This window comes from Treponema sp., assembly GCF_045641405.1.
GTDB lineage: Bacteria > Spirochaetota > Spirochaetia > Treponematales > Treponemataceae > Treponema_D.
Genome location: NZ_JAZUGX010000067.1, coordinates 25480 through 50719 on the forward strand (window position 1 = coordinate 25480; position 25240 = coordinate 50719).

Annotated in this window: 18 protein-coding genes and 1 tRNA gene; 1 reads left to right on the forward strand and 18 read right to left on the reverse strand. The window is 42.1% G+C overall.

Translation table 11 applies throughout. The annotated features are described in order from the left end of the window. Positions 1-21 precede the first annotated feature (21 nt). The 4 genes from ACKI39_RS10515 to ACKI39_RS10530 form a co-directional block, all read right to left on the reverse strand. Positions 22-1308 carry an ABC transporter permease gene (locus ACKI39_RS10515; protein WP_407400304.1) on the reverse strand — a complete coding sequence of 429 codons (1287 nt, stop codon included), beginning with the start codon at positions 1306-1308 and terminating at the stop codon, positions 22-24. Next, positions 1308-2735, reverse strand: coding sequence for an ABC transporter permease (locus tag ACKI39_RS10520; protein ID WP_407400306.1), 1428 nt, complete (start codon positions 2733-2735; stop codon positions 1308-1310). The genes ACKI39_RS10515 and ACKI39_RS10520 overlap by 1 nt, the downstream gene beginning before the upstream one ends. 52 nt (positions 2736-2787) lie before the next feature. Further along, the gene (locus ACKI39_RS10525) at positions 2788-4473 is read right to left on the reverse strand and encodes a 2-isopropylmalate synthase (RefSeq protein WP_407400308.1); all 1686 of its coding nucleotides are present in this window, start codon (positions 4471-4473) and stop codon (positions 2788-2790) included. Positions 4474-4682: 209 nt separating this feature from the next. Continuing rightward, on the reverse strand, positions 4683-6911 hold the full coding sequence (locus ACKI39_RS10530; RefSeq protein ID WP_407400310.1) for a DUF4954 family protein: 2229 nt from the start codon (positions 6909-6911) through the stop codon (positions 4683-4685). Between the two features lie 55 nt (positions 6912-6966). On the opposite strand from ACKI39_RS10530, the gene ACKI39_RS10535 reads away from it, so the two are divergent. Then, a complete protein-coding gene (locus ACKI39_RS10535; protein WP_407400312.1) occupies positions 6967-9747 on the forward strand; it encodes a M16 family metallopeptidase in 2781 nt (926 codons plus the stop codon). A 79-nt stretch (positions 9748-9826) separates the two neighbouring features. Here ACKI39_RS10535 and ACKI39_RS10540 read toward each other — a convergent pair whose 3' ends face one another. The 14 genes from ACKI39_RS10540 to ACKI39_RS10605 all read right to left on the reverse strand — a co-directional run bounded on the left by ACKI39_RS10540 (position 9827) and on the right by ACKI39_RS10605 (position 25223). Continuing rightward, positions 9827-10366 (reverse strand): adenine phosphoribosyltransferase, encoded by a 540-nt coding sequence (locus ACKI39_RS10540; RefSeq protein WP_407400314.1) that lies wholly within the window; start codon positions 10364-10366, stop codon positions 9827-9829. Positions 10367-10369: 3 nt separating this feature from the next. Beyond that, entirely contained in the window at positions 10370-11266 is an 897-nt protein-coding gene (locus ACKI39_RS10545) for a prephenate dehydrogenase (protein WP_407400316.1), read from the reverse strand. Between the two features lie 3 nt (positions 11267-11269). Beyond that, a complete protein-coding gene (aroF, locus tag ACKI39_RS10550) occupies positions 11270-12304 on the reverse strand; it encodes a 3-deoxy-7-phosphoheptulonate synthase (protein WP_407400318.1) in 1035 nt (344 codons plus the stop codon). A gap of 3 nt (positions 12305-12307) precedes the next feature. After that, positions 12308-13582, reverse strand: coding sequence for an O-acetylhomoserine aminocarboxypropyltransferase/cysteine synthase family protein (locus tag ACKI39_RS10555; RefSeq protein ID WP_407400320.1), 1275 nt, complete (start codon positions 13580-13582; stop codon positions 12308-12310). A gap of 137 nt (positions 13583-13719) precedes the next feature. Then, the gene (locus tag ACKI39_RS10560; protein WP_407400322.1) at positions 13720-15678 is read right to left on the reverse strand and encodes a ribonuclease catalytic domain-containing protein; all 1959 of its coding nucleotides are present in this window, start codon (positions 15676-15678) and stop codon (positions 13720-13722) included. Between the two features lie 114 nt (positions 15679-15792). Continuing rightward, on the reverse strand, positions 15793-16998 hold the full coding sequence (locus tag ACKI39_RS10565) for an ABC transporter ATP-binding protein (RefSeq protein WP_407400324.1): 1206 nt from the start codon (positions 16996-16998) through the stop codon (positions 15793-15795). 93 nt (positions 16999-17091) lie between these two features. Continuing rightward, positions 17092-17841, reverse strand: coding sequence for a DUF554 domain-containing protein (locus ACKI39_RS10570; protein WP_407400326.1), 750 nt, complete (start codon positions 17839-17841; stop codon positions 17092-17094). A 105-nt stretch (positions 17842-17946) separates the two neighbouring features. Further along, positions 17947-18028, reverse strand: a tRNA-Leu gene (locus tag ACKI39_RS10575). A 92-nt stretch (positions 18029-18120) separates the two neighbouring features. Beyond that, positions 18121-19905 carry a HEAT repeat domain-containing protein gene (locus tag ACKI39_RS10580; RefSeq protein ID WP_407400328.1) on the reverse strand — a complete coding sequence of 595 codons (1785 nt, stop codon included), beginning with the start codon at positions 19903-19905 and terminating at the stop codon, positions 18121-18123. Between the two features lie 3 nt (positions 19906-19908). Beyond that, entirely contained in the window at positions 19909-21045 is a 1137-nt protein-coding gene (gene tgt, locus ACKI39_RS10585; protein WP_407400330.1) for a tRNA guanosine(34) transglycosylase Tgt, read from the reverse strand. A gap of 16 nt (positions 21046-21061) precedes the next feature. After that, positions 21062-22132 (reverse strand): LptF/LptG family permease, encoded by a 1071-nt coding sequence (locus ACKI39_RS10590; RefSeq protein WP_407400332.1) that lies wholly within the window; start codon positions 22130-22132, stop codon positions 21062-21064. Beyond that, positions 22129-23487, reverse strand: coding sequence for an LptF/LptG family permease (locus ACKI39_RS10595; protein WP_407400334.1), 1359 nt, complete (start codon positions 23485-23487; stop codon positions 22129-22131). Before ACKI39_RS10595 ends, ACKI39_RS10590 begins: the two co-directional genes overlap by 4 nt. A gap of 15 nt (positions 23488-23502) precedes the next feature. Beyond that, complete coding sequence (dut, locus tag ACKI39_RS10600) at positions 23503-23943, reverse strand: dUTP diphosphatase (protein WP_407400336.1); 441 nt, start codon at positions 23941-23943, stop codon at positions 23503-23505. After that, positions 23940-25223, reverse strand: coding sequence for a M16 family metallopeptidase (locus ACKI39_RS10605; RefSeq protein ID WP_407400338.1), 1284 nt, complete (start codon positions 25221-25223; stop codon positions 23940-23942). The genes dut and ACKI39_RS10605 overlap by 4 nt, the downstream gene beginning before the upstream one ends. Positions 25224-25240: the final 17 nt, after the last annotated feature.

A 25240-nucleotide genomic window follows, 5' to 3' on the forward strand; every position in this document is an offset into this window, starting at 1 on the left:
AAACACTCCTGAAAGTCAGTTCTATTCTGTAGTGGCAAGAGCCTGAACAGGTGTAATCTCAACTGCCTTTCTAATAGATAAAACAACGGCAGCAATAGTAGTTACAAAAACAAACACCACAATTGCCACTATATTAGAAAACTCTAATCTTGGTGCTATGACTCCGTTTGTAAGGAAAACATCGAAAGCTGGAATGAAGGAAAGATTAAAACATCTTAATATTCCACACAAAGCAAGGCTAAGGACAAGACCAGACAAACATCCACAAAGCATAAGACAACATGCTTCGGAAAGAAGAATCCGATATACATTGAATCGATTCATTCCGATGGCTTTGTAAATTCCAATTTCATTTACTCTTTTAAGGACAAGGACGCGATAGGTACTTGAAACCCCAACGATGATGATTACCACAAGTGCGAAAATCACAAGCATGGAAACCCAATTCATCGCATCGATGATAAGCTTGAGATTTTCCATGGCGGATTCAACGCTTACTATACAGCTGGTTTCTTCTTCAAACCCTGGACCGTAAAGGACTTCATAAAAATCTTCTTTTGTCTCGACAAGTGGATACATATTGAGAACAGAGCTCAAGGCCTTATGATATTTAGGAAGATCTTTTGACGAATAGGAGCCATCAGGAAAATATACACAGATTCTGTTGGCATAATCTGCTTCTTCCCTTTCAAATTCATTAACATAATCGATGCTGAAATAAACCGTGTACATACCGAATACACTCGAATCTCGGAAAATTCCCTTGACGACAAACGGTATGGTATCAATTCCATGTCCAGTATTTGTCACGACAAAAGTCAACTGATCACCAGCATGGATCGAAAGCATTTTTGCAATAGGCTCTGATATAAGGACATCATATCTGTCGGAAAGATCTTTTGCAGAACCTTCTACGAAATTGAAATTCTCGAAGAGAGCCTGTTCCTTATCAAATTCAATTCCAATTACCTGACGGAATCTTGCTTCACTTCCTTCATAGGAAAGGAAAGATTCATGTGCCCTTACAGATATTCTTTTTGAAACAACAGCATTTTTGGGAAGCACCGACTGTACTTTCTTTACATATTCAGAAGCATGGAAATATTCAAGATAATCATATCCACCCTGAATCTGAAAATCACCGCCATAATAAATTTTTGCCTTGGTAGCCATGGCAGAAAGCATTCCGCTAATGACAAACATAAGGAAAAGAGAAATAGCAACGCCGAACATGCTTACAAGAAAAAGCGAAATATACTGGCGCCATTTTGAAAGAAGTGAACGGGATGAAATCTTAAAATAATACATCAGCTCCCCCCCTGCATTGCCTTTACAGGACTGACTTTAAGTGCTGTATGAACAGGATATATCCAACCGACAATTCCCAACAATAAAGAAAGAGCCATTGATTCAAGGATTATTTTAATTGATACGGAAAATTCCAAAGTCTCACTTCCAAAAAGCTGAATGAGGAAGGAATTTCCAAGATTGATGTGCATTGAAGAAACACAGGTACTGGCAATGGCTCCAAATATGCATCCAAGGATTCCTGCAGTGATCGTAAGCATAAAGGTTTCTATCATACATTCTGCAGAAACAAATTTTCTTGATGCTCCCTCTGCACGCATGGTACCTATTTCCTGTGTTCTATTAAGGACGTTTACAACCAGAGTATTGTTGATGACTATGAAACCAGCACCAAGAACAACGATTACTCCAACGTTGAAAATGAACCTGATCCAGAAAAGATACATGGCTGTACTACCTGCTGCACTTCTCCAGGTTACAGCCTGAACAGGCCATGATGACTTCTTGAAAAATCGATTGAGTTCTCCAACGGTCTTTTTAATTTCCTTTCTATCTTTAAGCTGAAGTATGATGAAATTCCATGCAGTACTTTCTGTTTCAGCTTCCAGAACAACCTCATCCAATATTTCTTCTTCTTTTTCTTCTGCAATGGCATTATCCTCAGCTGAAAAATCCTCTGCATCCTCAAAAAGAGAATCAAAGTCATCATCAATGAGAAGGTCCTGGCTGTTGTCATCGATATCAATGACTTCAGAAGTATCTGTCATATCGAGAAGAGAACGGAGAGTTATAGGATCCACAAGAATGATGCTGTCCAAGGTCTCGTTCTTAATTTCATAATCATAAATGCATGAAACCTTAGCAGCGCGGATTCTGAATGTCATCTTGTCTTCTACTAGAAACCTAAGTTCATCACCAACTTTGACTCCATACCGTTCGGCAGCCTGTCGTGAAAGAGCAGCTCCACGTTCTCCAGGACCGCAAGGAGCCCCTTCCAGAATCCTTATCGAAGACATGATTTTAAAGTATTCTGAAGCTTCCACTCCAAAAAGAGTTTCAAGCTCCTTTTCACTTTCATCGCTTTCGACTATTGCACGTCCTGAAATCTGGGGAACAAGGACAGCAATTCTAGAATCAGACTTCAAGCAGTCTACGATATCTGAATATGGAACAACCCTTGGAATTTCCGTAAGTTTTCCAGTTATTGGAGTTTCATCGCCAAAGAGGCTTAATGGCATTTTGGCGGCAGGGCGAATCACAACATCACCCGTAAAACTCTTTGAATAGACGCTTTCAACCCCATTTTCCGTGCTATCAAAAATAGAATTTATGAGAACCATCAATGTAATGGCAAACGCAATGAAGAGAATTATGACAAAAGAGCTTTTTCGAGAAACAATATTCTTGTACGCCAGATAGAACAACATAGCTTATCTATTATAATAGAAAAAAGGGGACTTTTGAAGTCCCCTATATTTATTAAATCTGATTCAATGCTGAAACAATAGCATCGATACCTGCACGTCCGACACTTGTAGACTTACCGACACCCCAATACTCGTTGCCGTCCTCGCAGGTAAGCTGGACATAGGCTATGGCGCTTGTATTTGTTCCAGTTCCGATACTATGCTCATGGAAAGCAGTCACACTGAACTTTGGAGCAGGAGTTGCGGCAAGAGCTGATGCAAAAGCATCAAGAGGACCGTTTCCCTTTTCACCGATGATGAACTGCTGTCCCTTCCAAACAACTACACCACGACAGAGAGTCGTTTCAAGGTTTTCTTCTTCTTTCTTTGATTCCACATGGGTCTCTGACAAGTCGAGAATCTGCATGTTATCCTTTTTCTCAAACCACTGCTTCTCAAAGATGTCATAGATTTCCTTTGTCTGAAGCTCACGCTGAGCCTTGTCTGCCTCTGCCTGAATGACCTTTCCAAGCGCAGGATGCATGGCCTTAGGAAGTGTAAGACCATAATCATTTTCAAGGATGTATGCAGCACCGCCCTTTCCTGACTGGCTGTTGATGCGGATGATACCTTCATACTGGCGTCCAATGTCATGGGGATCGATGTAAAGATAAGGAACATCCCATAAAGCATTCTTTTCCATCTTTGTACGTGCAGCCATACCTTTGCGGATTGCATCCTGATGGCTTCCAGAGAAGGCTGTGAAAACAAGTTCACCGACATATGGAGTACGAGGGAAAATTTCCATACCAGTGTACTCAGTATATCTTTCACCTACAGCCTGAACATCACGGAAATCAAGCTCTGGATCCACTCCCTGTGCGTACATATTGAGGGCAACATTCACGATATCGAGGTTTCCTGTTCGTTCACCGTTTCCAAAAAGACACCCTTCAGTTCTGTCGGCACCGGCGAGCAAGGCAAGTTCTGCAGAGGCAACACCAGTTCCACGGTCATTATGGCAGTGGGTAGAAATGATCACGGCTTCCCTGTCGGAAATATGATCTGAAAAGTATTCAATCGCATCTGCATATACGTTTGGTGTATAGCATTCAACTGTTGTAGGAAGATTAAAGATGATCTTGTTGTCCTTAGTCGCCCCCCATTCCTTCATTACTGCATCGCAAACTTCAACTGCATAGTCAATTTCTGTATGCGAAAAGCTTTCTGGAGAATATTCAATACGGATCTTTTTGCGTTCTTCCTCTGTAAGGCAGGACTTGATGCACTTGATGCCTTCAATTGCAATCTGCTTGATTTCGTCCTTTGACTTGTTGAAGGTATACTTTCTCTGAGCAGGGCTTGTGGAGTTGTACAGATGGAAAATTGCATTTGGAGCACCTTTGATTGCTTCCAAAGTTTTCTTTACCAATGCTTCACGTGCCTGACAAAGAACCTGTACAGTAACATCATCTGGAATGCGTTTTTCCTCAATAAGACGACGCATGAATTCGTACTCAGTATCGCTGGCAGCAGGAAATCCTACTTCAATTTCCTTAAATCCGACTTTTACAAGGAGGTCAAAGAATGCAAGCTTTGTATCAACACCCATTGGATTTACAAGTGCCTGGTTGCCGTCCCTAAGGTCAACGGAACACCAGATCGGTGCCTTTGTAATCTTGTTTGAAGGCCATCTGCGGCTCTTCATCTCGATGTCACCCACACGTCCATACTTTGTGCCTGGATTCATTACGCTCATTTTTAAACTCCTTGAAAAAAATAAAAAAGACCCGCCGCCTTTAAGCAACAGGTCTGTAATTAACATTGATAATACACAGCGACTTGCTACCTTCTGGCATTCACTAGAGAAGAAAACAATAGTAGAAGTAGTGCTGTTAATTTCATGTTTATAACTTTACATTCAAAACTAACAAAAGTCAAGGTGAATCTGAACATGTATTAAGGTTTCTATGACCTCAATGCCCTGAACAGCTTCTGAAGATTTGCTTCAAATTCGTCGGTGGCATTCCTTAATTTCTTCAAGAATCCATCTTCATCGATCGTACCAAGGACAGCTTCTTTCTCCGCTTCATTTCTGTAGGTGACAGAACGGAAATAGTCCGTAAAATCCTTTTCTCTTACCTGAATGGAAGATTCAAGCATATTGACGGAAACAAAGGCAACATCGGTGAGGAACTTATCGAAGTCAGTCTTTGTAAAATATTCGATGGACTTGGAATAAAGCCATTCAATTATGTACAAGGCATAGCGAGACTTGTAATCCACATAGCTTGACTCACATTCATCATAGAATTCATGGACCTGATCCCAATTATTGATTTCGCCTTGCTTGATCTTGAATAGAAGCTCCTGGACCTTGGCATTAGGCATTACCTGGCCTCCCACATTCATCCATTCAGTATAGAGCGGAATATCCTTGATGTTCGCAATATCTTCAATAGTGAGGCTTTCCCTGTTATTGCGCAGAACATAATTCATAAGGCATTCAGCCGCAAAGTACTTGAGCACCCGTCTGTATTCCCTGTATGCCTGCGATGGCTTGTAAATAAGTGCCCCATATTTCTTTTGGCAACGGTCATCGACAAGAAGGAATTTTGCATCATACCCCTTATGAAGAAAATCTTTCGCAACCACATACACATCCTCAGCTCTGCAGTCGGAAATCCTTTTTCTATATGCATCAAGAAAATCCTCTGTAGGCATGGATTTTGTAAGCTTAAGACACTCATCCTTAGGCATCTTAAGATACCGTCCTGTAAGTTCAATAAGACGATCCAGCGATGAAATGATTTCCTGAACTGAATCAGGGGCAAGAGGATTGGTTTCAATATGCTGAACGATCTTGAATCTCTTGTCGCGTGCCTTGAACTTATATTTGTTGCGGACGATGGCAAACATATTATAGAGGAACCAATAAGCAGGAATGATATGTATGGTGTTATCCTCAATGCTCGGTGCAATCATCGAGAACGGATAGGTTATATTGACTTCATTTCTATAGGTTCCCTTTGAAGCAAGTACAAAGGATGCAAATTTACTGTCAAACTTAAAGTCAGAGCAAAGACCAGGCCAGAAACCTCGACCTGCAATCATTTCGCAGTCAGGGCTTCTTGAATTGTGGTTGGAGCCGATGGTTGCGGCACTGGCAATGTTTGACTGCCCCATGATGGTAGAGGCAATAAGAAAGGACGAATTATGATGCTGCTCATGGAATGGGAATATAAGATTGTTAAGGAGCTCACAGCAGGAAACCGTTGAGTTATCCCCCAGCACGGAATTGAGCAGCCTTGCGCCATATTTAAGATGACAGTTTCTGCCTATGACAAATCTTACAGCAACAGCCTGGTAGAACACATGGCTTCCGTAACCCATGATTCCATTGACCATCTCTACCCCTTCGCCTATCTGGCTTGGTTCATTTTCAGATGAAAGAATGGTGATGTTCTTAAGCTTAAGCGCACCCTTTATGTAGGCACAGGAACCTACCTTAACATCTTTAAGGACTACGGAATTTTTTACGACGGCATCATCTTCAACTATTCCGAAAGTATCAAGAGCCTTTGATTTTCCATACTCCGTAATCTCAACAAAGCGCTGCATAAGTTTCTTATCTTCACGGAAACGGGACCAAAGGAAAGCATCTGCAGGGATAAGTCCTTCAAAGGGAAGAATCTGACGGTTCCCATTTTCATTACCGACACCGATCCAAACCCTAGTTGACTCCGACTCACCTTCCTTGATAAGACCTTCACCGAATTTTGAATGCTTAGTGCAGGACATTTCCTGAATATTGAACAGAATTACACGGTCACCTAGTCTGTAATTCACAAGATACTTGACGTTATGGACCGCACAGTTATCCCCCACAACAACATCCTTGAGATATGATCGTGTGATTCCCACAGGAAGATTCAGGTCATGGTATGTGATTGTGCTGTCTGTAATTTCACCAAGGATCACAAAACCAGAGAATTCATTATGCTTAAGGAGACCAGGATCAAAGCTTCCTTTATTGTCCGAGACATATACATTTTTCCATGTAGAATCAGAGGAATGGTTTCCATTTGACTTGAGGACAGCTATTTCCTCGCTGGTCAGATTTCGTTTTCCTTCGAGAAGTTTTTTATCTATATTCAATTTTGTGTTTCTATCTGCATTTGGAATTACTTTTAGCATACAGAGATTTTAACGGTAATTGGATAAAAAAGCAATTTTCAATAAAATAGCATATATGTCACCAAGAAAAAAGTTTATAACACTTGCATGCCTGGCTCTTTTCTCTGTATTTCTATCTGCACAGGAAAAAATCTCAATAGAGAACAGCGGATTGAATCTGGAAGTCTTTACATTGAAAAACGGACTTACCGTTTTTGTGATCCCAGACAAAAACAATGCCCTGGTGAATGCTGAACTGGTCTGTCGAGCAGGTTTTTCTTCACAGACACCTTCAACCTGCGGTTTTTTTTCAATGTACGCAAGACTTTTTTCCGACAGCGCACAAAAAGAAACTGCAACCGTATTTGAGCTGCTAAAGCTGCAAAGCGAATGCAGGGCACAAGGCACAGTCTTCAAGGCAACCCTTCCACCAGAAGAGACAGCCCACTACTTCAGCGCCCTTTCATCATGTCTTTCACGACCATCCTTCGACGACAGGAAAATCAAAGAAGTTCTGGAACAGATGAAAGCTGAATCAGCAGAATACGCCTCAAGCACAGCTGGCTTCATAAACAGTTCGATAGACACGAGGATATTTTCAGAAGAACCGTGGAAGCATGACTCAGGCATATACCCAGCGCTTTTTTCCGACTTTTCAGCTGCACAGGCAAGGACAATTCTCAACAACATAGGTACCGCATACTATACTCCAGAAAACTGTGCTTTATTCGTAAGCGGAAACATTCTGACAGAACAAGTTCTTGAGGCATCAGAAAAAGCTTTTTCTTCATGGAAAAGGACATCAAGAAAATCCACATTGAACCTTGCAGGCTATAAGTCACCTGCCACAAATGAAGGTAAAAGATTTGTTCTTGTTTCAGACGACTTTTCCAGAGAAATGACACAGATCATCGTTCAGTTCACCTCTCTGGACATGACAAAATGCGACATTCTCGCAGCAGCAATGAACAATGAAAATTCCAATTACAGGAACATATTGCCTGCCGAACAGAGCCTTTGCATACGCGGACCCGACTACATTGCAGCCGCAAGCGCAGAGGTAAACGGATACAGCAGACTTATCCTTCAGGCTCTCATGGAAGACCCATCATCAGAAAACATAATACCAGGTCAGGCAGAAACCTTTGTTGAACTTGCAAAAGAAACAGCACGGCTGAACCGTTCAGATTTCGTAAAGGCACAAAATGACATCCTTTTTAAATTCAGGCTTCAGACGGGAAACAGCCGTTCAATATCGGAGCTTCTTGCTGATTATTGGCAGACAGCTCTTTGGACGACCCCCGAAGAATTCTACCAGGGATTTCAGAACAAGGTCTACAAGGTTCAGTTTGAAAACGAAAAGGAAATAGAAAACATCATCACAACGGAAGACCCATTCGTATTTCTTCTCGTCAACTCTGAAAAATACAAGGCTCAGGAAAAGAACTTTGTAGAGTCTGGCTATGTGAAAATCGATGGAAAGAACAGTTCCTGGTGGAAAAACGAAATGCTTGCAAAGAAAGCAAAAGCCGAAAAAAAACAGGTTCTTCGGGAAGAAAAGGATGGAAAAGAAAAGGTTGTAAAGGCAAAGCCTGCTGAATATTTCTATGCAAATTCCATCAAGACGATCAGAGAAAGAAAACTGAGGAATGATATTCCTGTTTCTGTAAAAATCAACAAAGGCTCACAGACAGTCTGTATTTCCATCGCCATAAAAGGCGGGATGCTCGCATCTCCAATAAAAGAAAAAAATCTTAGAACAATCCTGGTGGCGGCTCTTGCTAAGAATTCTGGAATTCAAGGAGCAAAATCAACAACAAAGGAAACTGTATCATATGTAACATGTGAGGTGATGAAAGAAGATTTAAAGCCTTCACTAAGAAAACTTACAGAGGCCCTTGTCTATGGCGACATAAAACCAGTGCAGGCTGACAGGCTTTTTTCAGATGAAAACTACCGCATCCTGATGGAAAATGCAGACCTCGGTGCCCAGATGAAGCGCAATGTATTTGCATATCTTTACAGAGACACTAAACCAGGTCAAATGTACAGGGATTACGACAACAGAAACAATTCAGCATCATACCAATCTCTTCTCACTGGTTATACAGAATTTCTTGATGCCTCACTCTATTCAATCGTGATATGTGGTGACGTTGAATTTGAAGATGTATTTTCCAGTGCAGAAGAAACCTTCGGTGTCCTAAGGCAGCAGAGGAACAGAGATGAACCCCAGGTAGACTTTCCTTTGCCTGCATGGAAAAACAAAGAAAGAAGAGTTCAGCTAAGGCATCTGTATTCATCAGATCTGCCTCCAGAGCTTGCCCCAAAGGAATCTCCTATTCTTGTTCCAACAAAGGAATTTCTTGATCCTGTCCAGATATACTTTGCAGCTCCAGAGAATGAGAGGGACATTGAAAAATTCAACGCACTGTTGATGGAAATCAGCGCAAGAATCGACAGGAACCTTGACTCCTACTGCAAATCTTATTCGGCTACAAAGCTTATTCCTATAGGTTACATACATGGAAACAAGATACGCAAGACAGAAGATTTCATGAAGCTTTACAGGAAACATAGGCTTGAAATACTCGAAGAACTTGCGGACAAGAAAAAAAGGCCAAAAACACTAAGAACAATCAAAAGCCGCTACGAAATCAGCATACTTGAAAAGACTTCCACGAATGAAGGAACAGCAATGCTTATACAGCAAAGCATTTTAAACGGAAGCTACAACGAATACCTTTCAAACTATCTGGACCTTGAAAACTCAAGCGCAAAGGACTTTTATGATGTTCTGCTAAAATACATTCCTGAAGAACCATTGATGAAAGTTCATTCGGTAGACGGAAAATGACAAGGATGGAAGTCCCTACTTTCACGCAGGGACCACTTCTTGTTTTTGTAACGCCAGAAAAACCTTTATGGCAACGATCCTATTCCGACATATAGTCAACGAGGGTTGTCACTTCAATCCCTTCCAGCACCTTCTTGTAGTTGAGGAATGGAAGTCCGATCACACCAAAAACATCAGTCACCTTTGCACCGCCCTGAGCCATAAGCTTGGCTGCGGCATTAAGAGTTCCGCCTGTTGCAATGAGATCATCAATCAGGAGGATGTTCTGTCCCCTTTCCACATCGGCAGTATGAACTTCGATTTCTGCAGAACCATATTCCAAATCATATTTCTGTGTATATGTCTTTGCAGGAAGCTTTCCCTTTTTTCGAATCAATATCAATGGGATTCCCATGCGTTCAGCAAAGCAGGATGCAAAAATAAAGCCACGGCTTTCAATTCCAGCCACTGCATCAATTTTCTTATCACTGTATATTTCACACATGCGGTCAATCGTGTATTTGAATTCCGCAGGATGTCGAAGTATGCCTGTAATATCGTAGAAAAGCACACCTTTTTTAGGGAAATCAGGCACGCGACCGATGACCTTGTCCAAAGTATTGAAATCTTTCTGTTCCATAAATCAATCCACCTTTACATCTTTTCGTGACATCTCAATGCGCTTAATGCGGACTTCTTCAAGATAAGCCTTTGTTTCTTCCGCCTTGTCATTCTTAATGTAGTCCTTGAGGACTTCAAGAGACTTTTCAAAATTTTCAATGTGCCCTATAAGCTCAACCTTGTTGGCAAGGAAAAGCTCGGTCCACAAGGGAGCGTTGATCATGGCAATGCGTGTAAGGTCCTCAAAGCTTCCACCACCAAACTGTGTCACTTTTGCATCTTCAGCACTGTTTACCAGAGCACTTGCGATGACATGGCAAAGCTGTGAGGTAAAGGCAATCTTATGATCATGGACGCGTCCATCAGTCTCAACAATCTGAGTGAAACCCATCTCTGTTATAAGGCGCTTGAACTGCTCGACATTTTCCGCCTTGTTGGAAGCAAGAGGCATAAGGATGTAGTTGTGGTTCTTGAAGAATGCCGCATTGCTTGCCGCATACCCTTCCTTTTCTCCACCTGCCATAGGATGCCCTGGGATAAAATCGTAGTTTTCATTTTCGATTTCCCCAAGCCTGTCAAAGATTTCTGCCTTCACGCCATTGATGTCCGTAACAACGGAACCTTTCTTGAAGGCGTTTTTATGAGCCGCAAGGAAATCCACCGTCATATGAGGATAAAAGCAGACAAAGACAAAATCGCAGAGAGCAAGCATCTCGTCAACTTTATCAAGGGTGTAAAAATCATCAATGACACACTGGCTCTTTGCAAGTTCAAGGGCCGCTACATTTCTTGTGGAAGCATAAACCTTTCCAGTGGCCCCTCCGCTTGACAGGATGTTTTCGCGGATTGACTTTGCGATGGAACCACCCATGAGGCCAAGGCCGACGATTCCGTATGTAAGTTCATTAAGCTTCTTCATAGTCTACATTGTCTTGTTTTCAACTGCCGCATATTTTCCAAGCTTTGACATAAGCTCCTCAAACATTGCTGGGTTGAGCTGCTGGGATGCGTCACTCCAAGCCTTTTCAGGATTGCAGTGAACTTCAATTTCAAGGCCGTCACAGCCTGCCGCAACGGAAGCACAGGCAAGAGTTCCAACCATCCATCGGATTCCCGAAGCGTGGCTTGGATCAAGGACAACTGGAAGATGGCTTACCTTGTGAAGGTAAGGAACTGCGCTTACATCAAGGCAGTTTCTTGTATATGGATCATAGGTACGGATTCCGCGTTCGCAAAGAATTACGTTCTCATTTCCGTTTGCCATGATATATTCGGCAGACATAAGAAGTTCCTGGATTGTTCCAGAAAGACCGCGTTTTAGAAGGACAGGTTTCCCAAAGCGTCCAAGTTCCTTAAGAAGGTCAAAGTTCTGGAAGTTGCGGGCTCCAACCTGAATCAGGTCCACATTATGGAAATTTCCGATTTCACTTATAGCCATGAGTTCCGTACAGATTGGAAGACCCGTCTCTTTTTTTGCAAGCTCAAGAAGGCGGATTCCGTCCTTTCCCATTCCCTGGAAACTGTATGGAGATGTGCGCGGTTTGTATGCACCTCCGCGAAGGATTCTTGCACCTGCTTTTTTTACGGCACGGGCAGCATTCAAAATCTGCTCTTCTCCTTCAACGGCACAAGGACCTGCAATTACAGGAATCGTTTTACCGTCACCGATGAAGCAAGAGGTTACGCCTGTCTGACCAGCGCCGATTTCAACTACTGTGTTCTCTGGATGGAATTCACGGCTTGCCATCTTGTAAGGTGCAGAAACACGCTCCGCACTTTCAACAATGTCATTGCTCAAGAAATCACGAGGTTCAAGCTTTGATGTATCTCCAAGAAGACCTACAACAGTCTTCTCTACACCTTTGACTACATGACAGTCAAGCCCTTTGGATTTGATGTCACTTATGAATTCCTCAACCTTTGATTCTCCGAAACCATTCTTAAGAACAACAATCATCTTTTAGTCTCCCAATGCGTTTTTAAGGTCCTCTATTAAATCATTTACGTTTTCCACTCCGACGGAAAGGCGGATCATGTCTGGGCGTACACCGCAGTCAATGAGTTCCTGGTCAGAAAGCTGACGGTGAGTTGCACTTGCAGGATGTAAAACGCATGTGCGGCTGTCAGCTACATGTGTAGCAATCATACCAATTTTTAGCTTTCCCATAAAGGCTTCGGCAGCCTTTCTGCCACCCTTTACGCCAAAGCTGATAACTCCGCAGGTTCCCTTAGGCATATATTTTTTTGCAAGTTCATAGTATTTGTCACCTTCAAGCCCAGGGTAGTTTACCCATTCGACATTCTTGTGGGCCTTGAGGAATTTTGCGATGGCAGTTGCATTGGCAACATGGCGTTCAACTCGCAATGGAAGTGATTCAAGGCCAAGGTTGAGGAAGTATGCGTTCATTGGAGCCTGAATGCATCCAAAGTCGCGCATAAGCTGGGCAGTACACTTTGTGATGAAGGCGCCCGCCTGACCGAATTTTTCCGCGTAGGTGATACCATGATAGCTTTCATCTGGAGTACAGAGTCCCGGGAACTTTTCCTTATGTGCCATCCAGTCAAATTTACCGCTGTCTACGATGCATCCGCCTACAGTTGCGTCATGACCGTCCATGTACTTTGTTGTCGAATGGGTAACGATATCTGCTCCCCACTCAAAAGGACGGCAGTTGACAGGAGTTGCAAAGGTGTTGTCAACTACAAGCGGAACACCGTGGCTGTGGGCTGCCTTCGCAAACTTCTCAAGGTCAAAAATGACCAGTGAAGGATTTGCTATAGTCTCACCAAAAACAGCCTTTGTGTTAGGCTTGAATGCAGCATTGAGTTCTTCCTCGGTGCATTCAGGGCTTACAAAAGTAAAGTCAATTCCCATCTTGCGCATCGTCACGTTGAACAGGTTGAATGTCCCGCCATAGATTGATGAACAGGCAATGACATGGTCTCCCGCATTTGCAATGTTGAAGATGGCAAACATGTTGGCAGCCTGTCCAGAAGAGGTAAGCATTGCAGCGGTTCCACCTTCGAGGGCACAGATTTTCTTTGCTACATAATCATTTGTAGGATTTGCAAGTCGTGTATAGAAATATCCTTCAGCCTCTAGGTCAAAGAGTTTACCCATATCTTCGCTTGAGTCATACTTGAAGGTTGTAGACTGGATAATAGGAATCATGCGTGATTCACCGTTCTTTGGTTCATAGCCTGCGTGGATACATTTCGTTTCGATTTCCGACATATTTAACTCCATGATAAAATTTGTAATTTTACTGATTACAAAAAAAATAATTTCCCTATCAGTTTATATAATAACCCAGTCTATAGATATTATAAAAAAATTATCACTACCTATAGTTTTCATCTATAACAACACTTTCAATCTTCAGCAGCAATCTGGAATTCAACCTGCAGCTCAGGAAGATTTATCCTGCTTACCTTGACTTTCACGGTCTGGTTCAGTTCTACTCCACCAGGAACATCAAAGAAAGCTTCCTGCGCCAGCTCGGGTATACAGAACTGTGGAAGCTTGCCCTCCGCAAGGGACACGCATACAGCCTCTCCTGTCCATTCAGGATTCTGCAAAAGATAAACAAGCGTCCAGTGAAGGTTGCTGTTTCTTTCTGATTTTCGGGCGGCCATGGCACCAGCATCACCTTCAGAAATTCGCATGAGCATGGTATCCTTATCCAAAAGTTCACGACCATCGATAAAGGCACGGAGCTGCTGATGTGATATTAGGTCTCCATAGCGACGCAAAGGGCTTGTTACCTGGCTGTACATGTTGAGTCCAAGACCGCAGTGCATACCTGGCGTTACACCAACGGAACGTTTTCTCATGCAGCGTCTTAACCTGAACTGTCCAGCAAGACCTTCAGGAATTTCAGCTGGAATCTGAGGTTCTTCCTGGCTTATGTACGGGAACGGGATGTTGTTCTGGAAAGCAAACTTTGCAGCACCTTCACCTGCCAGCAGCATTAGCTCACGTATCATTTCATTACTTTCGTATTTTTCATCTTTTACGATCGAAACCTTTTTTGTTTCCTTGTCTACATGTACATGAACTTCAGGCATGGTAATCTGAACAGCACCAGCCTTGTTTCTCTTTTCCACATTCTTGCGGGCAATATCAAAAAGAGGCTTAAGTTCAGGACTTTCCTTCTGTTCCTCTGCCTGCTTATAGGACAACCTCTTTACATCGACAATCGTCTTCATAACGGCACATTCAACTACGTTGGCATCATCATCCAGTAGAAGACGGAAAGAAAGGGCATTGCTCATTTCCTTAAGACCAAGTGCATAATCTTCAAGGGCATCCTCACAGAGCATACGGGCAGCACCTTCAGGAATGTACAAAGTTGCTCCACGGGCACGGGCTGATCTATCAATGGAAGAATCAGGCATTACTGTACTTGCAGGGTCGGCGATATGAACCCAGTAGTATTTGCCGTCATAGGCGACAGCATCATCAGGATCAGCAGAGTTTTCTGCATCGATGGCATAGCTTACACCAGGAACCTGATAACGATCTTCTACTGGAGGAGATGAAAGAGATTCAGAGGCACTCTTCATTGAAAGTCCCCAGCGCAAAGGATAAGGATTGCGGGTTATTTCCCATACTCCTGTATCAAGCAGGAGTTTATGAGCTTTCTCCACAGTTTCTTTTATTCCTGCATCATGCATCGTACGGCTTTTGTCTGTTTTACCAAGTGCAAGGGCTTCAACATCTCCCATATATATGGAATCTTCTGGAAGAAGGGAATTTGATTTAAGTCTATCAAGGAACGCCGCACGCAGTTCAGCCTCTTTTCCCTTGGCATCGGCTTTTTTTACGAGGGAATCTATTTCTTCCTGAGAACGAAGACTGAACACAAGATTGCCGTTCATCTGTTCCTTAAGGTTCTGATTGAACCAGACTGTATTCTTAAGGGCACAGAACATTCCCCAGCTTTCATCCGCAGTCATCCTGTCATTGAAAAGGGAAACCAATTCTTCAAATCCAAATGAAGAATCTTTAGTTTCATCATCAGAAGCAAGCAGTTCATAGCAGTCCTTAACCTGAAGACCTATTTCATTTCTGTCCTCAAGATTGTAAAGTTTTTCTGCAAGGGGACATTTATCTTCAGCAAAAGAAAGCACATTGGCAAGGGATGAACATGGTCCTTCATGAAGAAGAATCACATCCTTTTCGCGGACATTCTGCTCGCCATACACTGCAGGCTTTGTTGCAGTTGCAGCAGCACTTCTGAACTTTACTGTATATTTTGCATTGTCCTGAACAGCAGTAATCACCGCAGCGGAATTTTTATAGATAACAACTGAATTTGTCTTAAGCATGAAATTCATTTTAATAAAAAATGCCATAAAAAAAAAGCACCGCCAGAATCAACTGACGGTGCCTTTCGGTGTCAAAAAAATAGTATTGACTGAACTGCCTAAGCAGCCATCAACTTATTTCTTGATTTCTGAACCGATAGCTACCTTGTAACCAACTTCGCCTGTAAGAGCATTCTTGAGCCAAGGAGCAGAAATCTTGTCCTTTTCACAGATATTGATTTCCTTTGAAAGGTCTTCTGTGTCCTTAACGAAGAACTTACATCTTTCCATAGCTGGAACGAAGTTAACTGTTTCGCCGATCTTGAAATCTCCCTTAGAAGATGCAAGAACACGAGCAACAACACTCTGGTTCTTAGAAGCAAGGAAGAGGTGTGTTTCTGCACCAAGTGGTTCCTTGTTTGAAACCTTCATCTGCATGTTGTTTTCAGCTGCTGGAGCTTCTGCATATGTAAGGTCTTCTGGGCGAACACCGAAGTATACTTCCTTACCAACGAATTCAGAAAGGTACTTCTGCTGTTCTGCTGTTGGAACGAGTGTAAATGTTCCTTCATCAACAACGATCTTATCGCCATCCTTCTTAACTGATACAGTCATGAAGTTCATTGGAGGTGTTCCAATGAAGCCAGCAACGAACTTGTTGATTGGGTGGTTGTACAAGTAAAGTGGTTCACCGATCTGCTGAACGTGACCGTCCTTCATAACAACAATCTTTGTACCCATTGTCATAGCTTCGATCTGGTCGTGTGTAACGTAGATCATTGTAGCCTGGAGTCTCTGGTGCAAAGCAGCGATTTCTCCACGCATTGAAACGCGGAGCTTAGCATCGAGGTTAGAAAGTGGTTCGTCGAACAAGAATACTTTAGGGTTACGAACGATTGCGCGTCCTACTGCAACACGCTGTCTCTGTCCACCTGAAAGTGCCTTTGGTTTGCGATCGAGGTACTGAGTAAGTCCAAGGCTAACTGCTGCTTCATCAACACGACGCTGGATTTCTCCCTTGTCCATTTTGCGGATCTTAAGACCGAAAGCCATGTTGTCATAAACTGTCATGTGTGGGTAAAGAGCATAGTTCTGGAATACCATAGCGATGTTTCTATCCTTTGGTGGAACGTCGTTCATGAGTTCACCGTCGATAAGAAGCTCACCTTCAGAAATTTCTTCCAAACCAGCGATCATACGGAGAGTTGTCGACTTTCCGCATCCAGATGGACCAACGAATACACAGAAATCGCGGTCTTCGATTACGATGTTGGCATTTTCAACAGCCTGTACGTTGCCGTCGTAAATCTTACCAATACCTTTAAGTTCTACCTTTGCCATTTTTGGCCTCCCTAAGGGTTTATATTATATATGTACTATTATAAATTCAAAAAAACCATAAGTCAAACAAATTCAAGGCTAAATTCACTGAATTCACTGCAATCCAAGGAGATTTTTAACTGGACTTTCCAGAAGAACAAAGAGAACCGTAAAAACAACCGCAGGAAGATAGTTTGCAGTCTTGATTTTCTTCAGGCCGATAAGATTCACACCTATCATACAGATCAGGACTCCTCCACTCCCTGTAAGTTCAGAAAGCATCACATCGGATACAAAAGGCTGAACCGCAACGCTGAGCAAGGTAAGGGCCCCCTGATAAAGGAATATGGCAAGAGCACTGAAGGCAGTTCCTATTCCCATGGCGGCAGTAAAGGAAATCGCCATGAAACCGTCCAGTATGCTCTTGGTATAGATGATTGAATAATCTTTTTCTATGCCTGCCTTAAAGGAACCAAGGATTGCCATGGCCCCGACACAGAAAAGAACGCTGGCATTAAGAAAAGCATAGGCAAAATTCTTTTCGCCTGATGAACCGATAGAGTCACGGCTTCCAGAAACCTGCCCCTTTTGTACTGAAACCAGGCGCTCAAGGATTTTTCCCAAAGAAAGGATTTTAGAATCAAGATCTATGATGGTTCCTAAGATTCCACCCAGGATAATGGCAAGAGTAAGGAAGCAGACGTTCTGATATTTAAATGCCATCTGGATTCCCAGTATAAATGTGATGAATCCAGCACCAGTCTGGATTACATCCTCCATTTTTTTAGACATACGGCCTGCAACCAGAAGACCAAGGATGGAACCGACAATAATTGCGGCACAGTTGACGAACACTGCAAACATATATGCCCCCTAACATTTACATCTACTTGAAGACAAACGGAAAAGAAACCTAAACCGTCGCTTTAAAATAAAAAAAAGCAGCCACTTTTCAGCAACTGCTTTTCGTGCGGAGAACCTGACTTGAACAGGCACAGCTCGCGCCACTAGCACCTCAAGCTAGCGTGTCTACCAATTCCACCATCCCCGCATCTGCGTTTCCGCAAATCGTGATTTAAATATATCAATTTGCAGGTTCAGTGTCAATAGCATTTCTAAGATTTTTAATAAAAATCTCAAAAATTATTTTGCATTTGATGTATCAACAGAAGCCGAAGAAGCGGCACCCGAAACAGCATCGGCTTTATCAGAAGACGAAGCTGCCTTAAGAACCGTAGTTCCATCCATCTCAAGGATCTTTTTTGCTTTTTTAGCATTGGCATTCTTTTTCTTCTTGCCAAACTGATAGGTTCCAGGCTTGCTGCCCTTCTCATCTTCCTTGACTTCCTCTTCCAGAGCATCCTGGGCAATTTCTTCGACCTTTGCGCGGCACGAGGAATATCTTCCCTTTGCCCAGATATCAAGGCCTGTCCCCTGGGTTGCGACATCGCTGCTTTCAAGATATTCACTGCAGATATCGGCAAATTCAGGACGGTCATACTTTGCAAATTCTTTTCCCAAAGCATACCTTAAGTCCTTCTGATACTTTACGTCACTTTCAAGTGAAGTACGGGCAAGTTCCATGACCTCCTTTGTTCCTGCATTGTTTTCTGCAAGAAGGAAGCCTGCAACCTTGGCTTTTACTCCCACACCAATTTTCTTATCGTCAAATATGCTTATAAGATAGTCGTTTCCTTCGCTGGTATTCAACCTTGCAATCACTTTGTAGGATTTTTCCTTAACGTTCTTAAGCTCATCCTTATCCTTGCATCGGAAAATAAGATACGGAACAGCTTCCTTCATTTCACGTTTTTCTACGGCTTCTATCGCCTCTATGCGGACCTTGTACTGGGAATCCCTCAATGCCTGTATGATTACTTTGTCAGCCTTTTCATCCTTGAAATGACTGATACCTTTAACGACATAGCAACGGAGATTTGGATCAGTGGATTCAAAAAGGTCAATAAGGATTTCCTCGCCCTCCGACTTTTCCATGGCACCTATAGCTTCCGCTGCATACATACGGACAAAGCTGTTCTCATCTTCATCCTTTGCAATCTCAACGATCTTATCCCAAGTTTCCACTGCCTTGATTCTACCAAGAACCTTCATGAGAGCCTGTCGCTGAGGAACCGTAAGATCGTCACGATCAAGATAATCGGCAAGGAATTCAGCCTCTTCCTTTTCACCTAAATCGCCGAGGGCTGTAAGTGCTCCTGTAAAATAATCTTCCTCTTCCTTATCAACAAGATCGACAAGACCTGGAACAGCGTCCTTTATCTGTGCTTCCGACACATACTTAAAGCATCTGTCAACGGTATCTTTTCTTGTATCATAGGGATCATTGATAACAGCACAGGCATAGTCTCCAAGACATGGATCCTTGAGCTTCGTGAAATATTCGATGATTTTATCCTTTACAAGTACATCCTTCGTCTCATAAAAAAGATCATAGATCTGATCGACAAAACGCATATCCTCATTTTTTGTAAGCTCATCAAGAGAATTGCTGATCTGACTTTCAAGTCCATATTTAAATACAGCATTGGTCTCATCCTCGTAGTTGTCGGACTTGTCAAGATATTCATTCTTGGACTCATGCTTTGACGGACGTTTTTTTGAAGGAACTTTCTTTTCTTTTGTATACTTATACCTTGGCTTTTCTTCCTTCTTATCCTTGGATTCTCTGTAAGCCTTAAGTACTTCATCTTCGTCTTCTGCATCATCGGAATCGAAATCTGAATCTTCAACAAAGGAAGACACCACGTCAGCTTCATCCTCAAGTCCATCAAAAATTTCCGTAACGGTTTCCGTGACAAGATTCATAGCTTCAGTAATTTCACCGACAGCCTCAACGATTTCCTGCGAAACCACATTTATGGTAGAAAACAAAACGCATGCTGCGATAAAGGAAAATATTCTTTTCATCTGTCACACCTCCCCAGAGTGAAAATTTTCAAGAAAGCTTTTTCTATATTCTTCAAATCTATCTTCATTTATGGCCTCTCTGATTTCCTTTATCATATTATGAAGGAAATAAAGATTATGGTAGCTTGCCAGCATTGACGACAGGATTTCCTGCTCACGGAAAATATGTCTAAGATAAGCACGGGAATAAGTCGTGCAGACCTTGCATTTACATTCAGGATCAATGCAACCAAAATCATGTTCGTAACGAGCCTGTTTAATCGACACCATTCCCTTTTTTGAAAAATAAAGTCCATGACGGGCAATGCGCGTAGGCTGAACGCAGTCAAACATGTCGATTCCATTCGCTACAGCTTCAAGGATATACTCAGGTGTACCTATACCCATTACATAACGGGGTTTGCTTCGAGAAAGAAACTGGACCGTATACTGAAGTTTTTCCTTGTAGACATCCGCAGGCTCCCCAACGCTCAAGCCTCCGATGGCAAGACCAGGAGTACCAAGAGAATCCACAAACTGTGCGCTTTCCTTTCTAAGATCGTCAAAGAAATTTCCCTGAACTATAGGAAAAAGAATTCCCTTATAACCGTTTTCCTGATGTATCGTCCATTCTGCAATCGCTCTTTCAGCCCATTGAGATGAAAGCCTAAGAGCACGCTCTGCTTCAGCCCTGTCCACACCAAACCCAGAACAAACATCAAGCTGCATCTGGATGTCGCTGTTAAGCTTAACCTGTGTCTGAACAACATTTTCTGGAGTAAAGAAATGCTTGCTTCCATCTATGTCACTGCGAAATTCAATCCCTTCGTTCTTTATTTTTCTCAGTTTTGAAAGCGACCATACCTGAAAACCACCAGAGTCAGTAAGAAAATTCCTGTTCCATTTTGTAAATCCATGAAGTCCACCGCCTTCCTTGACAAGATCGGCACCTGGACGCAGATACATATGGTAAGTGTTTGCAAGGATGATCTCAAAGCCGATTTCTTCCAGATCATCCTTTGTAAGGGCTTTTACAGTACCTTTAGTTCCTACAGGCATGAAAACAGGAGTCTGAACATCACCGTGTGGAAGGTGCATTACACCTGTACGGGCCAACGAGTCCTTGTTTTCATGGTGAACTTCAAAAAAATTCTCTATCATATCATTTATACCTTACTCAAGTTTTAGCATATTTCAACAGCATGGTGCTGATTATTATGAACAGCATGACGGGAAACCAGGCTCCAAACAAGGGAGGAATCGCCTGGAATTTTGCCATCAGCATGGTTATCATCTGTGTAACATAGAACAGAACTACTGCAGTAATACTAAGGGCAAGACTTACAAGAAGAACATTTTTCCTAGTTTTTCCGCTAAGACCGACAGCGAGAAAAACAACGATAAAAACAACGAATGGAAAAGAAAATTTCTTGTAGTAGACAGATTTTTCTTCTGCGCTCGGAAGTCCTGCCTTCTCAAGATGTTCTATGTATTCTCTTGCCTGGCGGGTATTTACTTCTTCTACAGAAATCGTGTTGTTTCTGAAAGTTTCAGGAGGTTCATCAAACAGATCTAGAAGCTCCTCTTCCACACTTGCCATTACGATTCCTTCATCAGAATTCTTATACTCAACAGGATTAGAAAGTTTCCATTTGCCGTCAATCCATGATGCATTGTCTGAATAGATAAGGGCACGAAGATTTTTTTCATCATCACGGATAAGACAATAGACGGTGTACAGTCTTTTGACGGAATCATCATAGAAATCAGCCTTATAGACGATTTTTCCTTCATCTGACATTATGACGATTCTGTCGTTGTTCATGGATTTTTCTTTTTGGAGAACAAGTTCCTGCATATGGACTTTCTTTGTATACGTCGGAACAACAACATAGTCTTCAAAGAAAAACATGGCAAAACTCATTGCAACAGCAATAAAAAGCAATGGAACAGTAAATCTGAAAAGAGAAATGCCCGAAGCAAAGATCGCAAGAAGTTCATTGCGTGCATAAAAATCACTCAACATATAGGCGGTGGCAAAAAGCATGGCGATAGGAATGGCATACCAGACAGTCTTAGGAACATAATAAAGAATGATCATACCGACATCTTTGGATGAAACTCCCTTGGATATGTAGTTCCAAAGATTCATGAACAAATCCGTAAGACAAAGGACCAGCACAAAAAAAATGAGGGCACCGAGAAAAATAGGGAAAAAGCTTCTTAGCATATAGGTAATGATTTTCATTTTTTCTTTAACCTCAGATAAAGTATTATGCCAAGAAGTCCTAGAACAAGATTAGGAGTCCACATCATCCAGAATCCGTTGTACCCCCCCCTTATGCCAAACATCTGACCGATGATGGTGGCTGCCCAATAGAGAACCGAAAGAATGATTCCAAATATCAATCCCAGTGTCTGACCGTCCTTACGACCAAAAATCAAGGACAATGGAAATGCAAGAATGGCAAAAAAGATTGAACCGAATGGAACGGAGAATTTCTTGCTGAACTCAAGCTTATATGTATTCTTTATCTTTGGTGAAATATTTTCGTCGCTTTTCATATTCTTGATTTTCTTACCAAGATCCCAGGAAGTCATTTCACGAGGAGATACGCCACCGCTTGAAGCGATGATGGAATCTTCAAAGATGCTTAAAGAAAGGTTTTCCGACGACAAGGTATCGTAGGTTCCAGACATTATGCTTTTCATCATCATGACCACGGAATCCTTCATATCAAGTCTCATAAGAACACCTTCTGAAACAGATTTTCGTATTTCAGAATCCTTGGAGATGATGATCCTAGTATTTCCATCCTTGCCCGTATCAAAGAAAACCAGGTCACTTACCTTCGTACCGTTAACCTTACCGATGATGAAAGTTGAATCATTCATTCTTTTTATGGACATGGATTCAAGTTCTATTGCAGGATTGGAGGTGATGAGCTGCCTTCGCATTTTATTGTAGTTGATGGTTCCAAGCGGCAGGAAATAGTCATTCATTATAAAACTAAATATAGAAATGATCATGCCCATTGTAAGGACAGACTTTAGGATGAGACTGTACTTTTGACCACTGGCCCTGAAAATAAGAACCTCATTATCAGTCACAAGCCTACCAAGACACATAAGAAAACCGACAAGCGTAGCGAAAGGAGCGGACTGGGCAATGATTGCAGGAAGACAATATGTGATAAGCTTAAGCACGGAACCTAGAGGAACCCTTTTCTTAAGGATGGTTTCCGCAAGAAGTAAAATCTGATTTACAAAAAAAACGACAAAGAAAAAAGCAAAGCATACAATGAAGTAAAGAAGCAGTTCCTTAGCGATATATTTTGCAAGAATGTTGTTTCCAAGAGAATGGAGCCTGTATGTACGGATCATAAAGAAACGCATGACAGGCCGACTGTCGATTTTTTTCCCAAATGCATAGCCCAGTCTAAAGAAAGTCTTTCTTACTTTGATTTTCTTTAGATTTCGTGTCTTTCTTGAAAACGCTATTTTATAGAAGACATACTGCTTGTACAGAAAGACAAATGCTGCATCTATCTTGTTGAGGATATTTTCAATTTTTATCTTCAGCGATTTAAACCAGGAATTCATTTCTTGAAAGGTAGATTATACGCCCGTACTACCAAAACCACCTGCTCCGCGTTCTGTTACAGAAATGGATTCAGTCTGAATGAAATTTCCAACAGTCACAGGTGCAACGACAATCTGGGCAATTCTGTCACCGTTGTTGATTTCAAAATCTTCATCACCAAGATTGATGAGGATTACCTTGAGTTCTCCACGATAGTCACTGTCGATTGTTCCAGGAGTATTCAATACGGTAACTCCATTCTTTGCAGCAAGACCACTTCTTGGACGAACCTGGATTTCATATCCTTGAGGAATTTCAAAAAAGAGTCCTGTAGGGATGATGATCCTCTGCCCTTTTTTAAGCACAATTTTTTCTTCCAGAAGAGCACAGACATCAGCCCCTGCAGCACCTTCAGTTTTATAGCAAGGAACAACAGCTCCTTCAGACGCAATGATTTTTATATCGACACAATTCATTGTATTCCTCCCAATAATTTCTTCCTGTCAAAAACAGAAAGCTTCTGTCCATAAACCACAACATTCCTTCTTGAAGGATCCACAAGGCGACGAACAAAGGAAATTATATCATCTTTCTTTATCATCCGTATAGACTTGATGAATTCATCTGTTGTCATAAGGTCAAAACCAAGTGAATAGAAATTCCACAAACGGCGCATAAGAAAAACAGAATTGACATCGTTCATGGTTTCCAGACCACTGATACGTTCCAATGCAAGATCAATTTCTTCCTGGGTGATTTCTTTTTCAATAAGTCCACAGGTTTCCTTCACCAAGGCTTCTGATGCGCGAAGGGCATTCTTCTTTTCGCAGACAAGGTAAGCTGCCCAAAGCCCTGCGTTTTCATAAGTAGTAAAAAAACTTCCCACGCTGTAGCAAAGACCAAGCCGTTCCCTAAGCTCAAGGAAAAGCCTGCTGCTCATGCTGTCCCCAGTGATGGTATCGAATATCATTAGGGAAAGATAATCTTTATAGGAAAGAGTCCAATCCAATGGAAACAAAGCGAAAATCTGTTCCTGATTGAATTTTGCCTTTACAACATGATTTCCATTGCACCAATCAACAGCGTCAGGGAAATGTGCATTTCTGTAGAACTCAAGGGATTCCTTTTTCTGCTGTAGATTTTCAAGTCTTTGAACAAGAAGCCCTTCATCAATCTTACCAGTCCCTATGACAACAAGTTCACCATGAACGATGTACTTCTCATACCAGCAGATCATCTGCTCCCGCGTAATGGCTTCAACATCCTCGACCGAGCCAGTTATGGTTCTTGAAATGTCCTGATCAGGCCAGATGCGGCGTGCGATTTCATCCATGGAAGAATCATCTGGATCATCTTCAACAGCATAGATTTCGTTTTCTACAACTCCCCTTTCCTTTTCAAATTCTTCTTCCGGGAAAATACAGTTTTCAGACAGATCACAGATTGTATCAAGGGCAATCTGAAAATTCTCTTTTTTCTCTACAGGAATTGAGCAATATACGCTGACATTTTCGCGTTCAGTAAAAGCGTTGGTGACGCCTCCCATCTTGTCAAAGATACGGGAAATTTCCTTATTGGATTTTGTCCTTGTACCTTTAAAGAGCATATGCTCGGTAAAATGGCTTATTCCGTATTCGCCGTCTTTCTCAAATCGACTGCCGACTGAAAAATAAAAGCCTATGGTTGCTACCTTAGAAGAATCGTCATTCTGCGTAATAAGGACGACATTATTTTTCAAGACCTGTTTCTTAATCATGATGGATGGATTATAGC

Bases quoted from the DNA above. Each gene is read 5' to 3' on its own strand.
- ACKI39_RS10560 (WP_407400322.1), bottom strand. From the start codon at position 15,678: ATGCTTAAGACAAATTCAGTTGTTATCTATAAAAATTCCGCTGCGGTG.
- ACKI39_RS10590 (WP_407400332.1), bottom strand. From the start codon at position 22,132: ATGAAAATCATTACCTATATGCTAAGAAGCTTTTTCCCTATTTTTCTC.
- ACKI39_RS10605 (WP_407400338.1), bottom strand. From the start codon at position 25,223: ATGATTAAGAAACAGGTCTTGAAAAATAATGTCGTCCTTATTACGCAG.
- ACKI39_RS10555 (WP_407400320.1), bottom strand. From the start codon at position 13,582: ATGTCGGAAATCGAAACGAAATGTATCCACGCAGGCTATGAACCAAAG.
- ACKI39_RS10530 (WP_407400310.1), bottom strand. From the start codon at position 6,911: ATGCTAAAAGTAATTCCAAATGCAGATAGAAACACAAAATTGAATATA.
- ACKI39_RS10535 (WP_407400312.1), top strand. From the start codon at position 6,967: ATGTCACCAAGAAAAAAGTTTATAACACTTGCATGCCTGGCTCTTTTC.
- dut (WP_407400336.1), bottom strand. From the start codon at position 23,943: ATGAATTGTGTCGATATAAAAATCATTGCGTCTGAAGGAGCTGTTGTT.
- ACKI39_RS10515 (WP_407400304.1), bottom strand. From the start codon at position 1,308: ATGTATTATTTTAAGATTTCATCCCGTTCACTTCTTTCAAAATGGCGC.
- ACKI39_RS10525 (WP_407400308.1), bottom strand. From the start codon at position 4,473: ATGAGCGTAATGAATCCAGGCACAAAGTATGGACGTGTGGGTGACATC.
- ACKI39_RS10580 (WP_407400328.1), bottom strand. From the start codon at position 19,905: ATGAAAAGAATATTTTCCTTTATCGCAGCATGCGTTTTGTTTTCTACC.
- ACKI39_RS10540 (WP_407400314.1), bottom strand. From the start codon at position 10,366: ATGGAACAGAAAGATTTCAATACTTTGGACAAGGTCATCGGTCGCGTG.
- ACKI39_RS10520 (WP_407400306.1), bottom strand. From the start codon at position 2,735: ATGTTGTTCTATCTGGCGTACAAGAATATTGTTTCTCGAAAAAGCTCT.
- ACKI39_RS10545 (WP_407400316.1), bottom strand. From the start codon at position 11,266: ATGAAGAAGCTTAATGAACTTACATACGGAATCGTCGGCCTTGGCCTC.
- ACKI39_RS10565 (WP_407400324.1), bottom strand. From the start codon at position 16,998: ATGGCAAAGGTAGAACTTAAAGGTATTGGTAAGATTTACGACGGCAAC.
- aroF (WP_407400318.1), bottom strand. From the start codon at position 12,304: ATGATTGTTGTTCTTAAGAATGGTTTCGGAGAATCAAAGGTTGAGGAA.
- tgt (WP_407400330.1), bottom strand. From the start codon at position 21,045: ATGATAGAGAATTTTTTTGAAGTTCACCATGAAAACAAGGACTCGTTG.
- ACKI39_RS10570 (WP_407400326.1), bottom strand. From the start codon at position 17,841: ATGTTTGCAGTGTTCGTCAACTGTGCCGCAATTATTGTCGGTTCCATC.
- ACKI39_RS10595 (WP_407400334.1), bottom strand. From the start codon at position 23,487: ATGAATTCCTGGTTTAAATCGCTGAAGATAAAAATTGAAAATATCCTC.